The 16,272-nt window shown below is 62.4% G+C and carries 12 protein-coding genes and 1 pseudogene; 11 read left to right on the top strand and 2 right to left on the bottom strand.

Annotated features, from left to right (window positions below; translation table 11 throughout):
• From J4E53_RS06035 to J4E53_RS06050, 4 genes and pseudogenes are all read left to right on the top strand, one after another.
• Positions 1-214: pseudogene (locus J4E53_RS06035) on the top strand (branched-chain amino acid ABC transporter permease); the annotation flags it as partial.
• Positions 215-225: 11 nt separating this feature from the next.
• Positions 226-1,293, top strand: a complete 1,068-nt coding sequence (locus tag J4E53_RS06040) for a branched-chain amino acid ABC transporter permease (protein ID WP_060742661.1) — start codon at positions 226-228, stop codon at positions 1,291-1,293.
• A 72-nt stretch (positions 1,294-1,365) separates the two neighbouring features.
• Positions 1,366-2,691, top strand: coding sequence for an ABC transporter substrate-binding protein (locus J4E53_RS06045; RefSeq protein ID WP_103310612.1), 1,326 nt, complete (start codon positions 1,366-1,368; stop codon positions 2,689-2,691).
• A gap of 56 nt (positions 2,692-2,747) precedes the next feature.
• Positions 2,748-3,545: an ABC transporter ATP-binding protein gene (locus J4E53_RS06050; protein ID WP_103310614.1), complete on the top strand. Its 798-nt coding sequence runs from the start codon at positions 2,748-2,750 to the stop codon at positions 3,543-3,545.
• On the opposite strand, the gene J4E53_RS06055 is transcribed toward J4E53_RS06050, so the two are convergent.
• Positions 3,537-4,640 carry a sigma-54-dependent Fis family transcriptional regulator gene (locus J4E53_RS06055; RefSeq protein ID WP_060742658.1) on the bottom strand — a complete coding sequence of 368 codons (1,104 nt, stop codon included), beginning with the start codon at positions 4,638-4,640 and terminating at the stop codon, positions 3,537-3,539. The two genes, J4E53_RS06050 and J4E53_RS06055, sit on opposite strands and share 9 nt — an antisense overlap.
• Positions 4,641-4,956: 316 nt before the next feature.
• On the opposite strand from J4E53_RS06055, the gene J4E53_RS06060 reads away from it, so the two are divergent.
• The 3 genes from J4E53_RS06060 to J4E53_RS06070 all read left to right on the top strand — a co-directional run bounded on the left by J4E53_RS06060 (position 4,957) and on the right by J4E53_RS06070 (position 8,815).
• Positions 4,957-6,219: a serine hydrolase gene (locus tag J4E53_RS06060; RefSeq protein WP_103310616.1), complete on the top strand. Its 1,263-nt coding sequence runs from the start codon at positions 4,957-4,959 to the stop codon at positions 6,217-6,219.
• Between the two features lie 115 nt (positions 6,220-6,334).
• The gene (locus J4E53_RS06065) at positions 6,335-7,672 is read left to right on the top strand and encodes an alginate export family protein (protein WP_060742656.1); all 1,338 of its coding nucleotides are present in this window, start codon (positions 6,335-6,337) and stop codon (positions 7,670-7,672) included.
• Between the two features lie 39 nt (positions 7,673-7,711).
• The gene (locus J4E53_RS06070; protein WP_103310618.1) at positions 7,712-8,815 is read left to right on the top strand and encodes a polyamine ABC transporter substrate-binding protein; all 1,104 of its coding nucleotides are present in this window, start codon (positions 7,712-7,714) and stop codon (positions 8,813-8,815) included.
• A 51-nt stretch (positions 8,816-8,866) separates the two neighbouring features.
• Here the strand turns inward: J4E53_RS06070 and J4E53_RS06075 are convergent, their stop codons facing one another.
• Complete coding sequence (locus tag J4E53_RS06075; protein WP_060742654.1) at positions 8,867-9,478, bottom strand: TetR/AcrR family transcriptional regulator; 612 nt, start codon at positions 9,476-9,478, stop codon at positions 8,867-8,869.
• Positions 9,479-9,981: 503 nt separating this feature from the next.
• Here J4E53_RS06075 and gabP point away from each other — a divergent pair.
• The 4 genes from gabP to J4E53_RS06095 all read left to right on the top strand — a co-directional run bounded on the left by gabP (position 9,982) and on the right by J4E53_RS06095 (position 16,126).
• Positions 9,982-11,382 carry a GABA permease gene (gabP, locus tag J4E53_RS06080; RefSeq protein ID WP_060742653.1) on the top strand — a complete coding sequence of 467 codons (1,401 nt, stop codon included), beginning with the start codon at positions 9,982-9,984 and terminating at the stop codon, positions 11,380-11,382.
• A gap of 307 nt (positions 11,383-11,689) precedes the next feature.
• Positions 11,690-13,411: a type I secretion system permease/ATPase gene (locus J4E53_RS06085; RefSeq protein ID WP_103310620.1), complete on the top strand. Its 1,722-nt coding sequence runs from the start codon at positions 11,690-11,692 to the stop codon at positions 13,409-13,411.
• The gene (locus J4E53_RS06090) at positions 13,404-14,774 is read left to right on the top strand and encodes an HlyD family type I secretion periplasmic adaptor subunit (protein WP_060742651.1); all 1,371 of its coding nucleotides are present in this window, start codon (positions 13,404-13,406) and stop codon (positions 14,772-14,774) included. The genes J4E53_RS06085 and J4E53_RS06090 overlap by 8 nt, the downstream gene beginning before the upstream one ends.
• Positions 14,775-14,776: 2 nt before the next feature.
• Complete coding sequence (locus J4E53_RS06095; RefSeq protein ID WP_103310622.1) at positions 14,777-16,126, top strand: TolC family outer membrane protein; 1,350 nt, start codon at positions 14,777-14,779, stop codon at positions 16,124-16,126.
• The last annotated feature ends 146 nt before the right edge of the window (positions 16,127-16,272 follow it).

Below are 16,272 nucleotides of genomic sequence, written 5' to 3' on the forward strand. Positions count from 1 at the left end.
CTTGCCGGTGCTGATCATCGGTGGGTTCACCTCCATCAGCGGGGCGATTGTCGGCGGCCTGATCATCGGGGCTTCGGAGAAGCTGGCGGAGGTTTACCTCGGGCCCTTCATCGGCAGTGGCATCGAGAACTGGTTTCCCTACGTGCTGGCGCTGTTGTTTCTGCTGGTACGTCCGGCGGGGTTGTTTGGCGAACGGGCCATCGAACGGGTTTAGGGAGAACACTCATGTTTTATCGAGAAACAGGTCAGTTCAACACCCGCTATGCCCAGGACCGCCGGGTCTTCGCCCTGCGCCAGGATCGTCACGGGCTGGCCGCCTTGCTGCTGTTCGCCTTCGTCGTGGTGCCCTGGCTGGGCAATGACTATTGGTTCAGCGCGATCCTGATTCCGTTCCTGGTGCTGTCCCTGGCCGGGTTGGGGCTCAATTTGCTCACCGGTTATGCCGGGCAACTCTCCCTCGGTTCGGCGGCGTTCATGGCGGTGGGAGCCTTTGCCACCTACAACCTTGAAATACGGGTCGCCGGCTTGCCGTTGTTGGTCAGTATCGCCCTGGGTGGGTTGACGGCAGCGCTGGTGGCGGTGCTGTTCGGCCTGCCGAGCCTGCGCATCAAAGGCTTCTACCTGCTGGTCTCGACCCTGGCGGCGCAATTCTTCGTGACCTGGGCGCTGACCCGGTTCAGTTGGTTTTCCAACAACAGCGCCTCGGGCGTGATCAGTGCGCCGCGCCTGGACGTATTCGGGGTGAACCTCGACGCGCCGGCCGGCCGCTATCTGTTGACCCTGAGCGTGGTGGTAGCGCTGTTCTGGCTGGGCAAGAACCTGGTGCGCAGCGAGTTGGGGCGCAACTGGATGGCGGTGCGCGACATGGACACTGCCGCTGCGGTCATCGGCATTGCGTTGGCGAAAACCAAGCTGCTGGCGTTCGCCATCAGTGGGTTTTTCCTCGGAGTGGCCGGTGCCCTGTGGGCCTTCGCTTACCTGGGCACCGTGGAGCCCCACGGCTTCGATCTGAACCGCTCGTTCCAGATCCTGTTCATCATCATTATCGGCGGCCTCGGCAGTCTGCTGGGCAACTTTCTCGGTGCGGCCTTCATCGTGCTGTTTCCGGTGTTGCTTTCGAACCTGGTGTCGCTGCTGCCCGGCGGGCTGGTGGACGCCGGCCAGGTGGAGAACCTGCAGAAGATGATATTCGGTGCCCTGATCATCCTGTTCCTGATCAAGGAGCCAGAGGGCCTTGCGCGCCTCTGGCAGAGATTTCGCCAGCGCGCACGGCTGTGGCCGTTGCGCTACTGAGCGAACCGCACAACGCGGGTTTGCAGTTCCATTTTGTTGGCTTATCCATGGCTTCATAACAAGGAAAATTCGATGTTCAAACGATCATTCGCCAGCAGCCTGGCACTGGCCCTGAGCCTCACCGCCGCGGCGTTCACCGTCCAGGCGGACAACGAGCAATACTTCCCGCTGCAAAGCTATCGCGTCGGCCCTTATGCAGCCGGCGGCACCGGTTTTTTCGGCGGTTTCATCGACTACCTCCAGTACGTCAACGCCAATGGCGGCGTGAACGGCGTCAAGCTGACCTGGAGTGAGTGCGAGACCGAATACGTGGTCGAGAAAGGCGTGGAGTGCTACGAACGCCTGAAGAAAGGCTTGAACGGCGCGCCGGCGGCTGCCACCAACCCGCTGTCGGTGGGCATCGCCTACGCCACGCTGGAGCGTTCGACGGCCGACAAACTGCCGCTGATCACCATCAACCATGGGCGTACGGATTCCACCGATGGTAGCGTGTTCCCCTACGTTTTCCCGTTGCAGTTGAACCCGTATTCCGAGGTCTCGGCGATCATCAATTACATCGGCCAGCGCGCCGGCGGGTTGGACAAGCTCAAGGGCTTGAAGATCGTCACCCTGTATCACGGTTCGCCCTATGGCAAGGAAACCAATGAGGTCCTGCAAACCCTGGCCGACAAGTACGGTTTTGCGCTGACCTTGCTGGAGGTGCCGCACCCAGGCAACGAGCAGCAGTCGCAGTGGCTGAATATCCGCCGGGAAAAACCCGATTGGGTGATCTTGCGCGGTTGGGGGGTGATGAACCCGGTGGCGCTGAAAACCGCGCAGAAAGTCGGTTTCCCGGCCGACCACATCATCGGCAACATCTGGAGCAACTCCGAAGATGACGCCGCGCCGGCCGGTGCCGCGGCCAAGGGCTTCATCGCCATCACCACGCACCCTTCAGGTACTGATTTCCCGGTGCTGCAGGGCATCAAGCAGCAAGTGGTCGACGCCGGCCATGGCGACCTGGCCGATCCCAAGCGGTTCGGCACCGTGTACTACAACCTCGGCGTGGTCAACGGCATCCTCAACGTAGAAGCGCTGCGCATTGCCCAGCAGAAATTCGGCAAGCAACCCCTGACGGGTGAGCAGGTGCGTTGGGGCTTCGAGAACCTCAAGCTCGACGACGCCCGGCTCAAGGAACTGGGGGCGTTGGGCCTGGTGCAGCCGTTGCAGTTGTCGTGCTCGGACCATGAAGGCGGCGGTGCGGTGCGTTTCCAGCAATGGGACGGTACCCAGTGGAAGCTGATCAGTGACTGGGTGCAGGCCGACCGCGCCCTGTTGCGGCCGATCATCGAAGCGTCTTCGCACCAGTACGCCCGGGAAAAAGGCATTACCCCGCGTGATTGCAGCAAGGAATCCTGAGGCATCGCGGCAACCGGGCGCACGCGTCCGGTCGCTGTCTGAAAAGGCGAAACAGCATGGCGACGAACGTGCCGATCCTGCAGATCGACGATATTGAAGTGCTCTACGAACAGACCATCCTGGCGGTGCGCAGTGTGTCGCTGGAGGTGGAAAAAGGCCAGGTCGTGGTGCTGCTGGGCGCCAACGGCGCGGGTAAAAGCACCACGCTGAAGGCGGCTTCCAATCTGGTGCGCGCCGAGCGGGGCGAGGTGGTACGGGGGCGGATCGTCTACCAGGGGCAAGACGTGACCCGCAGCGCCCCTCACACCTTGGCGGCGAGCGGCTTGGTGCAAGTGCTGGAAGGTCGGCATTGCTTTGCCCAGTTGACCGTGGAGGAAAACCTGCTGGCCGGCGCCCTGGCGCGCCAGGTGCCGCGACGCCAGTTGCTGGCTGACCTGGAATTGGTCTATGGCCATTTCCCTCGGCTGAAACTGCGGCGCAAAAGTCTGGCCGGCTACACCTCGGGCGGCGAGCAACAGATGATCGCGATAGGCCGCGCGCTGATGGCCAGGCCGCAACTGGTCTTGCTGGACGAACCGTCGATGGGCCTGGCGCCGCAGATCGTCGAGGAAATCTTCGAGATCGTCCGGCAACTCAATCAGCGTGATGGTGTGAGCTTCTTGATCGCCGAGCAGAACATCAATGTCGCCCTGCGTTACGCTCACCACGGCTACGTGTTGGAAAGCGGTCGGGTGGTCAGCGAAGGCAGTGCTGAAGAACTGGCGGCCCGCAGCGATCTCCAGGACTTCTACCTGGGCGCGCGGGCCGGGGCGAGGGCTGAGGAACCCTTGGGCGTCGGGGCACGATCAAGTTGAAAGATTGACCACCTGGCCGTCCCGCGTACTGAGCGTGGGACGGCGTTTGTTGACCACCAGTTCGCCAATCCTGATCAGCAACGTGCGGGTGACATTGCGACTCAGGCCCAGCAGGCTGGCGGTATGGACCTGATTGCAATTGGCGTATCGGTAGGCGGTGCGCAACAACTCGGCCTCGACCTTTTCATACACATCGCCATGCTCCTGCTCGAGCAGCTTCTCGAAGGCTTTCTGCAAGAGCTCCTCTGCACTTTGAGGGGCTGCTTGCGGTGGGTTGTCCTGGCGCTCGATACGAAAGTTCGACAGGTGCAGGTCCTGCACACCAATCACTTTGCTGCGGCAAATCAGCAGCGTGTGGTGAATGACGTTTTCCAGTTCGCGGATATTCCCCGGCCAGGAATAGTCGAGCAACTTGCGCTGCGCCTGAGCATCCAGCGTCACCTCGCCGTGACCGAGCCTGTGGCTGTACTGCGCGATGAAGTGGCGTATCAACGGCAGGATGTCGCCGGGACGTTCGCGCAGCGGCTTGAGCGCCAGGCTGACCACGTTCAGGCGGTAATAGAGGTCTTCGCGAAAGTGCCCGGCATTGATGGCTTTTTCCAGCTGTACGTTGGTGGCCGCCAATACACGCACATCGATCTTGATGCTCTTGCGCGAACCCAGTCGAACCACTTCGCGCTCCTGCAATACCCGGAGCAACTTGACCTGGATCGGCAGCGGCAAATCACCGATTTCATCGAGGAACAGGGTGCCGCCATCCGCTTCCTCGAACCAGCCGGCCTTGGCCGTCAACGCGCCGGTAAAGGCGCCTTTTTCATGGCCGAACAACTCGGCCTCCACCAGGGTCTCGGAAAACGCCCCGCAGTTGACCGCAACGAACGGCTTGTGGCGACGGGCGCTGAGGTTGTGCACGTGGCGCGCCACCAGTTCCTTGCCGGTGCCGGTCTGGCCGATGATCAACACGCTGGCATCACTGGGCGCCACTTGTTGCAGGTGTTCCAGCAAGGCGCGGGAGGTGGGGTCTTCGAAGACCTGGGCCGTGGCACGAATCGAGGTGGCCAGGCCGGGGGAGGGAGGTAGCGTTAGAAGCTGCATGACGGTGGCCCGTTAATGAGATTGCCGTGACGGAAGGTGGGTGAGTGCCAACGTTCCTTGATGGCATCACCGCGGGAAGCCTTTGGGCTTAAGACTTAATCTAAATGATCTAAAAAAATGATAATAAATAACTTTAAGTTATTTGCTTAGGACTGGGCCGACGGTGAGAGCGAGGCTTGCTCCCTCGGGCACGGTGGTCACGGGACCCAGATAGGTAAGCAATGACGGTAAAAAGTTTTATTGACTAAAAAATTACATCGGGTAATTATTCTCCTGCATCTGCTTTCACGCAGAGTCATTTCGCAGGGGCAACCCAATGAATCAGAACACCGTGCCTTCACTGGCCAGTCTCTACGTCGAGACTCACGAATCGCCTTCTGACGCACGCCTGGCGCCTTCGCTCATGCAAGGCTTTCCCGCCGAACCCCACCGCCGCGTCACCTGGCACAACTGGATGAGCCCGCCGTACAGCCAATGGGGCTTTCGCAACCTGGCGCGCTTGCGTCCTTCTATTGATGTGCGGGCCGGCACCGGGCCGGTCAGCGCGTTCAAGCAGGCGCTCCAGCCGCTGGATGAACTGCACTTCGACAGCGAGTGTGGCTTGAGCATCAGCGTGATCGACCACTTGATCGCCAGCCAGACCGATGGGTTCCTGGTCCTCAAGGGCGACACCGTGCTGTTCGAGCGCTACTTCAATGGCCAGTGCCCCCAGGACCGGCACATCATGTTTTCGGTGACCAAGTCGCTGATCGGTGCCCTGGGCGAGCAACTGGTCTGCGAAGGCCTGTTGGACCCGACGCTGACGGCCGCCCATTACGTACCGGAACTGACGGGCAGCGCGTTCGGCGATGCGACCGTGCGCCAGCTGTTCGACATGGCCGTGGCCGTCGATTACAGCGAGGTCTATGAGGACCCGGATTCAGAGAGCTCCCAATACGGCTACGCCTGCGGTTTCCAGCCGGCGCCGGCGCAGTACACGACGTTCGAATCCCTGTACCAGTACTTGCCATCATTGAGAAAACGCGGCAATCACGGCGGTTTTTTCCATTACGTGACGGCCACCACCGAGGCATTGGCCTGGGTCATGGAGCGGGCGTCTGGCAAGGCCTGTCATCAGTTGCTGCAGGAGGTCTGGAGCCAGTTGGGCTGTGAACGTGACGGCTACTTTCTGGCGGATCCCTGGGGCCGCAGCGTGGCCGGTGCCGGGTTCAGCGCGACCTTGCGTGACATGGCGCGCTTCGGCCGCCTGCTGGCCAACGATGGCCGCCAGCAGGGGCGACAATTGCTCTCGGCCGAGGCGCTCGCTGGTATCGCCGCTGGCGCCGACCCCGCCATCTATGCCGCCTGCGCCGACTTTTCGAGCTGGACCCCCGGCGCGTCCTACCGCAGCCAGTGGTATGTCTTCAACGACCACAGCCAGGCGCTCATGGCCGGTGGCATCCATGGCCAATACCTGTTCATCGACAAACCGTCCGGCGTGGTGATCGTCAAGCAGTCGTCCCTGGGCGACGCCGTCAGTCCCTTCGACGGCGACAGCGTGCGCATGCTGCGTGCCATCGCGGCGCAACTGACGCCCTGAGTTCATCCGATAAACACAAGAGTTTCGTTCCGCTCACCCGGCCCAGCCAGGTGTTGGCGCGGGTTTGCGCCGCCATTCACTGCCCTGTAACAACAATAATCAACAGGAGCTCCATATGGTTTCCATGATGCGTTTGTCCCGAACGTTCCTCGTGCTCGGGTTACCCTTGACCGCCCAGGTTGCCTGGGCGGGCTACACCTTCGAGGAGGGCAACCTCAAGGGCGAGGTCAACTTAACGGCCGGTGGCGCGGTCCTGTCCACCCGCAACGTCAACTTTGGCGGCGGCGTGGTGGACATGCGCAGCGGCAAGAATGGCGGCACGAAAATCGACTGGCAGGAGTTCTACGTCAAGCCGGGCGTCAAGTTGGAGTATGCCGTGCAGCCGGATTTCAGCCTGCTGGCCGGCGGCTCACTGGTGGGGGCGACCACCTTCGGGGATGGCGATGCCGGTGGCTTCACCCGCAGTTCCGACGGCAAGGTCTCGACCGAAGAGTTCTATGGCGGTTTCCGCGCCGGGGAGTGGACGGTCACGGGCGGTCGCCAGAACTACATGATCGGCAACGGTTTCATCGTGATGGATGGCAACCTCGACCAGTTGAACGACGGCGCCTATTGGCTCGCGCCACGCACCGCCTTCAAGGATTCGGCGGTGGTCGCCTGGGACCATGGCGCATTGAAGGTCCAGGGCTTCAGTCTGGGGACGGACAGCGACCTGGGGGACTTTCGCATGAGCGGCGTGAACCTGGACTACAACCTCGACGACCAGGTAACGCTGGGCGCCACCGCGTTGAAGGTCAAGGCCATGGGGCCCAAGGGCAGTACCTTGCCGCGTCGCCGCGATGGCATGCTGGTGTACAACGTCAGGGCCTTGAGCGCCAGGCTCCCGGGTATCCCGGACCTGACCCTCAACGCCGAATATGCCCTGGAGCGGGGCAGCGGCGAAGGCGTGGACTACGACGCCAAGGCCTGGTACGGCCAGGCGGATTACACCTTCAGCACGCTGCCGTTGACCCCGGTGATCGGCTACCGCTACGCGAGTTTTTCCGGCGACGACAACCTCACGGACAACCGACAGAAAGCCTGGGATCCGTTGAGCAAGGGCTTCGTCGACTGGAGCACCTGGCTGATCGGCGATGTCGTCGGCAACTACCTGATGTTCAACAGCAACGAAAACGTCCAGCAGTTCTCACTCAAGACCCACCTCAACGAAACCCTCACCCTCGGTGCGATCCACTACCAGTTCTGGCTCGACGAAAAAAACTACATGGGCACCGCCGTCAGCGACCGGCGTTTTGCCGACGAGAGTGTAGTCTTCCTGGATTGGGCGCCGTCGAAGTCGTTGTCCACCTCGCTGTCGTATAACTGGGTCAAACCCATGGCGGCGGCCAAACAGGTCTTCGGCGACGACCGGAAATTCAGCGCGCTGGAACTCTACTTCACCTACCGCTATTAAGTGCCGCGAGCCTTCGCGGCCGCGCTGGAGTGTTTGATCATGAACATGCTGTTGCGCAACACCTTGCTGGGCGCTGTCGTTTCGATACTGGTCAGTGGCGCGAGCCTGGCCGAAGAACGGACGGTGCGGATCTACAATTGGATCGAGTACCTGCCGCCTGAAATCCTCAAGAGTTTCGAAGAGGAAACCGGCATCCGTCCCATCTACGACGTCTTCGACAGTGTCGAGACATTGGAGTCCAAGCTCCTGACCGGCAACTCCGGATATGACGTGGTTTACCCGAGCAGCTCCAACGTCAGTCACCTGATCGCCGCCGGCGCCGTCCAGCCCCTGGACCGCAGCCAGTTGCCGAACTGGCAGCATCTGGACCCCGAGTTCATGAAGTCCCTGGAGGCGGTGGGCGATCCGGGCAACCGCTATGCGGCACCGTACCTGTGGGGCACGACCCTGATCGGCTACAACGTCGACAAGGTACGCCAGGTATTGGGTGCCGATGTGCAAATGAACACCTGGGACATCCTTTTCAAGGAAGAGAACATGGCCAAGCTGGCCAGTTGTGGCGTCGGTCTGCTGGACGCCGCCAACGAGATCGTGCCCATTGCCTTGCACTATGAAGGGCTGGACCCCAACAGCCAGAAACGTGAGGACTATGCAAAGGCGCAGGCGGCCATGCTCAAGGTCCGGCCTTACATCACCTACTTCAACTCATCGCGCTATGGCATGGACCTGGCCAACGGCGAGATCTGCGTAGGGGTGGGTTGGTCCGGTGGGGTGGCCCTGGCCAAGCGACTGGCCGAAGACGCAGGGAAGGGGGTCAAGGTAGAGATGGCGCTGCCCAAGGAAGGTGCGCCGATGTGGTCGGACGTCATGATGGTCCCCACCAACGCCCCTCATGCCAAGGAGGCCTACGCGTTCATCAATTACATCTTGCGTCCTGATGTCATCGCGCGGATCAGCAACAAGATCGGTTACCCCAACCCGAACAAGGAAGCCACGGCGTTGGTCAATGCCGACATTCGCAACAACCCCGCCATGTATGTGCCGGACGAGGCGCGCAAGACGCTGTTCGCCCTGGAGCCGGTGCCGGCCGCCGTGGAGCGGATTCGCACCCGCACCTGGATCGGCATCAAGACCCATCGCTGATCAGCGTGACCCGGCGTTGCGGCGCCGGGTCCGTATCGGTGGGTGACGCCCTCAGGCGCGCATGCCCAGGAAGAGCAGTTCGGTGATCCGCCGGACCTGGGTGGAGTGTGCCTCGATGTCTGGTTGTTCCTGGTTGACCAGCCTGAACAGCTGTAAGTGCGAATAGTCGTTCAACAGGAACGCGGCGAGGTCGACGTCCAGGTCGGCGCGTAATTTGCCGGCCTGTTGCAATTCCCTGATCAGACCACTGATCTCGGCCCTGAGCGCATCGTTCATGGCGCGGTACCCCTCGGGCAGCCCGTTATCGCCACCAAACAGGATCAGCGGCAGCAACTCGCGCCACAGGCTCGGGTGCATGACCTCCAGTGCGTAACCGGTCAACAGCCGCTCCAGATAACACAGCGCTTCAACCGGGTCCTCGATTTCAGGCATCTGGCTGCGGGTGTCCGTGAGCGCGCGCTGGTCGGCGTCGTGCAGGATTTCCAGGATGATTTCCTGCTTGTTGCCGAAGTACTTGAACACCGTGGGAGCCGATACGCCGGCCTGGCTGGCGATCTGTTCGATGGTGGTGTTCTGGAAACCCTGGCGCTCGAACAGTTCGACCGCCGCCTTGCTGATGGCTTGCCGGCGTTCGGCTTTTTGACGTTCACGCAGTCCGCTCACGGGAGGGTCCTTGTCGTAAGGAAGAGGTTAAAGGCCTTGGCGTACCAGCCCTGTGGGAGCGAGCTTGCTCGCGATAGCGGTGTTTCAGTCGACTTGAACGTGGCTGATCCACCGCCATCGCGAGCAAGCTCGCTCCCCCAGGGCTTGCGGTTAGCAACAGGCCGGGCATAGGCATGCAAAATACTTAACCCAGTAAAGTTTTTAAAGGGTTTATTTCGTTGCCGCCCCTCGACGCCGTAGCTGGATGCCGCGGTCCAGACGCCTGGCAAGAGGCAAAACGCCATGCCCCAGGTGGCGAAATCAGGCACAGAGATGGCGCGTTCAGGTAACTGACGCGAGAGGGAAGGCAGGTAACGTGGCGCGACTTTTCACCGCAAGTGCGCACGTTCGCCCAGGGTGGATCAACACAACCAAACGGTGCCGCCTCCAGGAGGGGCGGGAAAACCAGCAACACCGACTGTCCCTGCGCGCGTCTCAATGTTCGATCACAAGAGAATAAGAAAATGACCAGCCCCAGCTTCAAGGACTCGAACGGCCATCTGGCACAGGGCTTCAAGCCTCGTCACGTCACCATGCTGTCCATCGCCGGAATCATCGGTGCGGGTCTGTTCGTGGGATCGGGCCATGCCATCGCCGCCGCCGGTCCGGCCGTCATGCTGGCCTATCTGTTTTCCGGGCTGTTGGTGGTCCTGGTCATGCGCATGCTGGGCGAGATGGCCGTCGCCAATCCGGACACCGGCTCCTTCTCCACCTATGCCGACCAGGCCATCGGACGCTGGGCAGGCTTCACCATCGGTTGGCTCTACTGGTGGTTCTGGGTGCTGGTGATTCCCATCGAAGCGTTGGCCGCCGGTCATGTACTCAACCAGTGGTTTCCCGCCGTCGATGCCTGGCTGTTCGCCTCGGTGTCGATCGTGTTGCTGGCCGTGACGAATCTGTTCAGCGTGTCGAAGTACGGTGAGTTCGAGTTCTGGTTCGCCATGGCCAAGGTCGTGGCGATCATCGGCTTCATCTCCCTGGGTTTCGCGGTGCTGATGGGCTGGATTCCCGAGCGCGAGGCCAGCGGCCTGAGTCGGTTGATGGAGGAGCATGGCGGGTTCGCCCCCAATGGCCTGTCGGCGGTGGTGGGCGCGTTCATCACCATCATGTTCAGCTTCATCGGTACAGAGGCGGTAACGATCGCCGCCGCCGAATCCGATAACCCTGCGCAGAACATTGCCAAGGCCACTCGTTCGGTGATCTGGCGTATCGGTGTGTTCTACCTGCTGTCGATCTTCGTGGTCATTTCCGTGGTGCCCTGGAACGATCCGCTCCTGGCTTCAGTCGGTTCCTACCAGCGGGCCCTGGAGCTGATGAACATTCCCCACGCCAAATTCCTGGTGGATATGGTGGTGCTGATCGCCGTGGCCAGTTGCATGAACTCTTCGATCTATATCGCCTCGCGGATGTTGTACTCCTTGGGGCGCCGTGGCGATGCGCCAAAGGCCTTGAAGGTCACGTCCTCGGCCGGCGTGCCACGGTCCGCGGTGATTGCCAGTACCGTGTTGGGCGCGGGTGTCACGTTGTTCAGCTACTTCATGCCCGCCGGCCTGTTCCAGTTCCTGCTCGCCAGCTCCGGCGCCATCGCCTTGCTGGTGTACCTGGTGATCGCCATCTCGCAACTGCGCATGCGCCGAATGATGCAACGGCAGAACATCGAGCTGCCTTTTCGCATGTGGCTGTTCCCTTGGCTGACCTGGTTGGTCATCGTGTTCATCTCGGCGGCGCTGGCGGTCATGATGATCACCCCCGAGCACCGCAGCGAGGTCAGTACCACCCTGGGCCTGGCGCTGATCATTTCCTTTATCGGCCTGGCGACGTCGCGGCATGCGCCCCAGCCTGAGCGTGTCGCTTCCCTCGGTTAGCCCGGCATTTTTGCCCTGTTGACGCCACGTTACTGGCGTCAACAAAACCGCCTTTCAAGCCCATTCAAGGCACAAAAACCTCAGTCTTGAAGCGCGGCCCTTCCGCCTGTCACCCACTTGCAAACCCAGCCTTGCGAACCGGCACTAACCCGCAGCCGCGTTGTCAGTAATTGGCGCCTGTAGGGATGAGGAGCGTCCCTGGTATCGGCACATCAGCTGGATAGTTTTTTCTCGAGCTCCCTCGGTGAAAAGAGCCTCGCGATGGATTGCGTCCTGGACCGACAATTTCTTTTGCAGGCGATTTCCCATGGGGTTTCTACTCGATCCGCGTCATGACATCGATGCTGCCTTATTGAGCTACCGCCGGGTGTTCTGGGCCCTGGCGTTGTTCAGTGGCGTGATCAATCTGCTGGTGCTGGTACCGTCGCTGTACATGATGCAGGTCTACGACCGGGTCCTGACCAGCCGCAACGAAACCACCTTGTTCATGCTCACCTTGATGGCCCTGGGACTGTTCATGTTCAGTGCCCTGATCGAGTGGGTGCGCGGCGAGGTGATGATCCGTATGAGCGCGGGGCTGGACGATGCCTTGGGCGAGCGGGTCTTCGACGCGGCTTTCGCCCGCAGCCTGCGCGAACACAACGCCAACCCGGCGCAGGTGCTCAGCGACCTGGCGACGTTGCGCCAGTTGATCACTGGGCAGGGCTTGATCGCGTTGCTCGACGCACCCTGGCTGCCGATCTTCCTGCTGGTGGCGTTCATCTTTCATCCCTGGTTCGGCGTGCTGACGCTGGTGCTCGCCCTGGTGCTGATCGGCTTGGCGCTGTGGGGCGAACTGGCGACGCGCGCGCGCCTGGGCGAAGCCAATCGCTTGGGGGTGCAGTCGTCGATTTACGTCAACAGCACGCTGCACAACGCCGAAGTCATTCAGGCCCTGGGCATGCTCGGGCCGTTGCGTCAGCGCTGGAGCCTGCTGCAGCAACGCATCATTGCCGCCCAGGCCCATGCCAGCGACCGCGGCGCGCGCATCACTTCGGCGACGCGTTTCGTGCGGATCTCCGGGCAGTCGCTGGCCTTGGGGCTGGGGGCCTTGCTGGTGCTCGAAGGCCAACTGTCGGCGGGCATGATGATTGCGATGTCGCTGTTGCTGGGGCGAGCCCTGGCGCCCGTGGAAATCGCCATCGGCTCGTGGAAACAATTCAACGCCGGGCGCCAAAGCTATCAGCGCCTGAGCCAATTGCTGGCCCAGCACCCGCGTGAACGCCTGCGCATGCCGTTGCCACCGCCCAGCGGCGCGGTGCGCCTGGAACAGCTGTATGTCGGCCCGCCGGGGGCTTCGCAGCCGATCCTGCGCGGGATCAATTTCAGCCTCGCCAAGGGCGACGTGCTGGCCGTGGTCGGGCCCAGCGCCAGCGGCAAATCGACACTGGCCCGGGCCCTGGTCGGGGTCTGGCCGGCCATGGGCGGGTCGGTGCGCCTGGACGATGCCGAGATCAGCCAGTGGTCCCACGACGCCCTGGGGCCGTACCTTGGCTACCTGCCCCAGGACATCGAGTTGTTCGACGGCACGGTCGCCGACAACATCGCCCGTTTCGGTGAGCAGGACGCCGACAAAATCATCGCCGCCGGACGGCATGCCGGCATCCACGAAATGATCCTGAGGTTTCCCAAGGGCTACGACACGCCGCTGGGCCCCGGCGGACTTGGCTTGTCCGGTGGGCAAAAGCAACGCCTGGGCCTGGCTCGCGCACTCTACGGGCGGCCGTCGCTGATCGTGCTCGATGAGCCCAACTCCAATCTCGATGACGCCGGTGAGCTGGCGCTGGTCCAGGCGATCAGTGCGCTCAAGGCGGCCGGCAGCACCGTGGTGTTGATCACTCACCGGCCCAGTGTGCTGGCGGTGGTCGATCACATCCTGGTGCTCAAGGACGGTACTCAACAGGCGTTCGGCCCTCGGGACCGGGTGCTCAAGGCATTGATGCCGGGGCCGCGACCGGCCACGGTCAGGGAGGCTGGCAAAGATGCGTGATCTGATTCCGGAGGCACACGCTTACAGCGAGCAGGGGCTGAGCGTGCGCAACACCCTGGCGCTGCCCAGCGCCAGGACCGATGCCGGGCATGCAGCGCGTTATGGCGTGGGGTTCCTGGTCCTGACGCTGGGTGGTTTCCTGCTCTGGGCCTGCCTGGCGCCACTCGACCAGGGCGTGGTGGGCAGCGGCACCGTGGTGGTGGCGGGGGAGCGCAAGGCGGTGCAGTCGTTGGTCGGCGGGGTGGTGGAAAAGCTCCTGGTCAGCGATGGCGACCGCGTCACCCAGGGGCAATTGCTCGTGCAACTCAACACGGTGCAGGCGCAGTCGCAACTGGACGTGACCCTGGGCAAGCTGCTCAATGATCGCAGCGTCGAGGCGCGCTTGATTGCCGAGCGCCTGGGCAGCGCCGAGATCCAATGGCCCGCGGAACTGCTGGCCCACGCCGACGAGCCGCGGGTCAAGGCGGCCATGGCGTTGCAGAGCCAGTTGTTCATCACTCGCCGTGCGGAGCTGGGCAGCCGCTTGCAGATCATCGAGCACGAAGCCGCGGCATTGCAGCAACAACTGCTTGGCTACGAAGGCGTCAAGCGCAACTACGACGCGCAGATGCGCTTCCAGCAGCAAGAGCTTGAAGGCCTGCGTGACCTGGCCCGGGAAGGCTACGTTCCACGCAACAAACTGTTCGAGGCCGAGCGCAACGCGGCCCAGTTGGCGGGGCAGATCGCTTCTGGGGTGGGCGATGTCGGCAGGACCCGGCAGGCGATCAACGAAAGCCGGCTCAAGGCCTTGCAGGCGCAGCAGGAGTTCCGCCGCGATGCCGAAACCCAGCTCAGTGAAGTCTCGGCCGAGGCGGCCGGTTATGCCGATCAGATCCGGGCCTTGCAGTTTGAAGTCGACAACGGTGCGATCCGCGCGCCAGTGGCCGGGCAGGTCATGGACGTGAGCATTCATACGGTCGGCGGCGTTGCGCAGGCCGGCCAGACCCTGATGCAGGTGGTGCCGCTGGATGCGCCGATGGCGATCACCGCTCGCTTCGAGCCGCTGATGGCCAACAAACTGCGCCCGGGCCTGCCGGTGCATGTGCATTTCACCGCGCTGCAACGGGTGGACACACCCACGGTCACCGGCACGGTGACGACGGTGTCGGCGGATCAGTTGATCAATGAGCAGACGCACCAACCGTACTTCTCCGCCAAGGTCGAGATTCCCGCCGACACTGTGGTCGCGTTGCAGAGCGCCGGCCTGCAGGTGCGCCCCGGCATGCTCGCCGATGTCACGGTGGTGACGGGCGAACGCACCTTGATGAATTACCTGATGAAGCCTTTGCGTGAACGCTTGCTGGCAGCCTTCAAGGAGGAATGAGCATGGTCGACCGTTGCCGCTACCGTTGCCGTGTGTTGCTGGGCCTGTATACCGGTTGGGCGTTGATCGATCCGCTGTGGGCCGCCGAGGGTGGCCTGAGCCTCACTGCCGCCTACGACGCTTCGCGCCTCAACGATCCGACCGTGCAATCGGCGGCTCACGCTTTTGAAGCTTCGCGGCATGAAGAGGACATCGGCCGTGGAGGCCTCTACCCGCAAGTGTCGCTGACCTCGCGCTACGGCTACGGCGGACGTACCGACGGCGGTGACGACAGCACTTACGTCAACAGCAACGATTACCAGGCGAACAACGTCACCCTGGCGGCGCAGCAGCCGCTCTACGACAAGGCCCGCTGGGCGGCGTACCAGGAAGGCAAGGCGCGGGGGCAACTGGGTACCCAGGTGTTCGACGTGGCCGGTCAGACCTTGTATGACCGGGTGGCAAAGGGGTATTTCGACGTTGCCCGTGCCGAGAACGAGATCAAGCTGATCCAGCAGCAAAAGGCGGCCATCCAAGGCTTGGTCATCCAGAGCAAAAAACTGTACGAGGGCGGCCAGGGCGCGATCACCGATATCGATGAGGCCCAGGCGCGGCTCGACCTGGTGCAAGCCCAGGAGGCTGAAGCCCAGGCGCGCCGCGTGGCCGCCTTGCGGGCTTTGTCCGGGCGGGCCAGCGTGCCCATCGATGACATCCAGCCGATGCGCGAAGAACTGGCCGCCGGTAGCCCGATCCCGCCGGAGCAGGACTTGCCGTACTGGACGGCGATTGCCCGCCAGGCCAGTCCCGAGCTGGCCGCCCGGCTGGCGGCAGTGAAAGTCGCCGAAGCCCAGGCCGACAGTCAGCGCGCCGGGCATTATCCGACCCTGTCGTTGACCACTCAATTGACCCGCCGGGAAACCCGTCAATACCAGGAACTCGATCCGCGCCAGGACACCTATTACGTGGGCGTGCAGTTGGACATTCCGCTGTATCGCGGCGGGGCGGTACGGGCCTCGGTGGCCAAGGCCGAAGCACAACTGGCTGGTGCCCAGTCCGACTACGATGTGCAGCGCCAACAACTGGCCGAGGACATCGAGGCTGATTACCTGGGCGTCGTCGCCGGGTTCACCAAGAGCAAGGCCATGCAGCGGGCGGTAGAGTCCAACCAGCGAGCACTGACGTCGACGGAAAAAGGTTTCCAGGGTGGCGTGCGTTCCACGGTGGATATTCTTGATGCGCAGCAGCGGTTGTTCCAGGCCCGCCGGGACCTGCTCAATACCAAGCTCGACATGCTGCAAAGCTATGTGAGCCTGCACACCCACACTGGCCAGATGAACCGCGCGGTGCTCGAACAGGTGCAAAGCTTGTTCTAGACAATCCAGGGTTCAAGTTCGCCACAAAAACTGTCCAGGCGCTGTGCTTGCCTTCAATCTTTCAGGCACAGCACGCCCTCCTGTGGGAGCGAGCTTGCTCGCGATAGCGGTGGGGCAGTCAGCATCCATGCTGGATGTGCTGCCGT

This window comes from Pseudomonas sp. FW305-28, from assembly GCF_017351395.1.
Lineage (GTDB): Bacteria > Pseudomonadota > Gammaproteobacteria > Pseudomonadales > Pseudomonadaceae > Aquipseudomonas > Aquipseudomonas fluorescens_AA.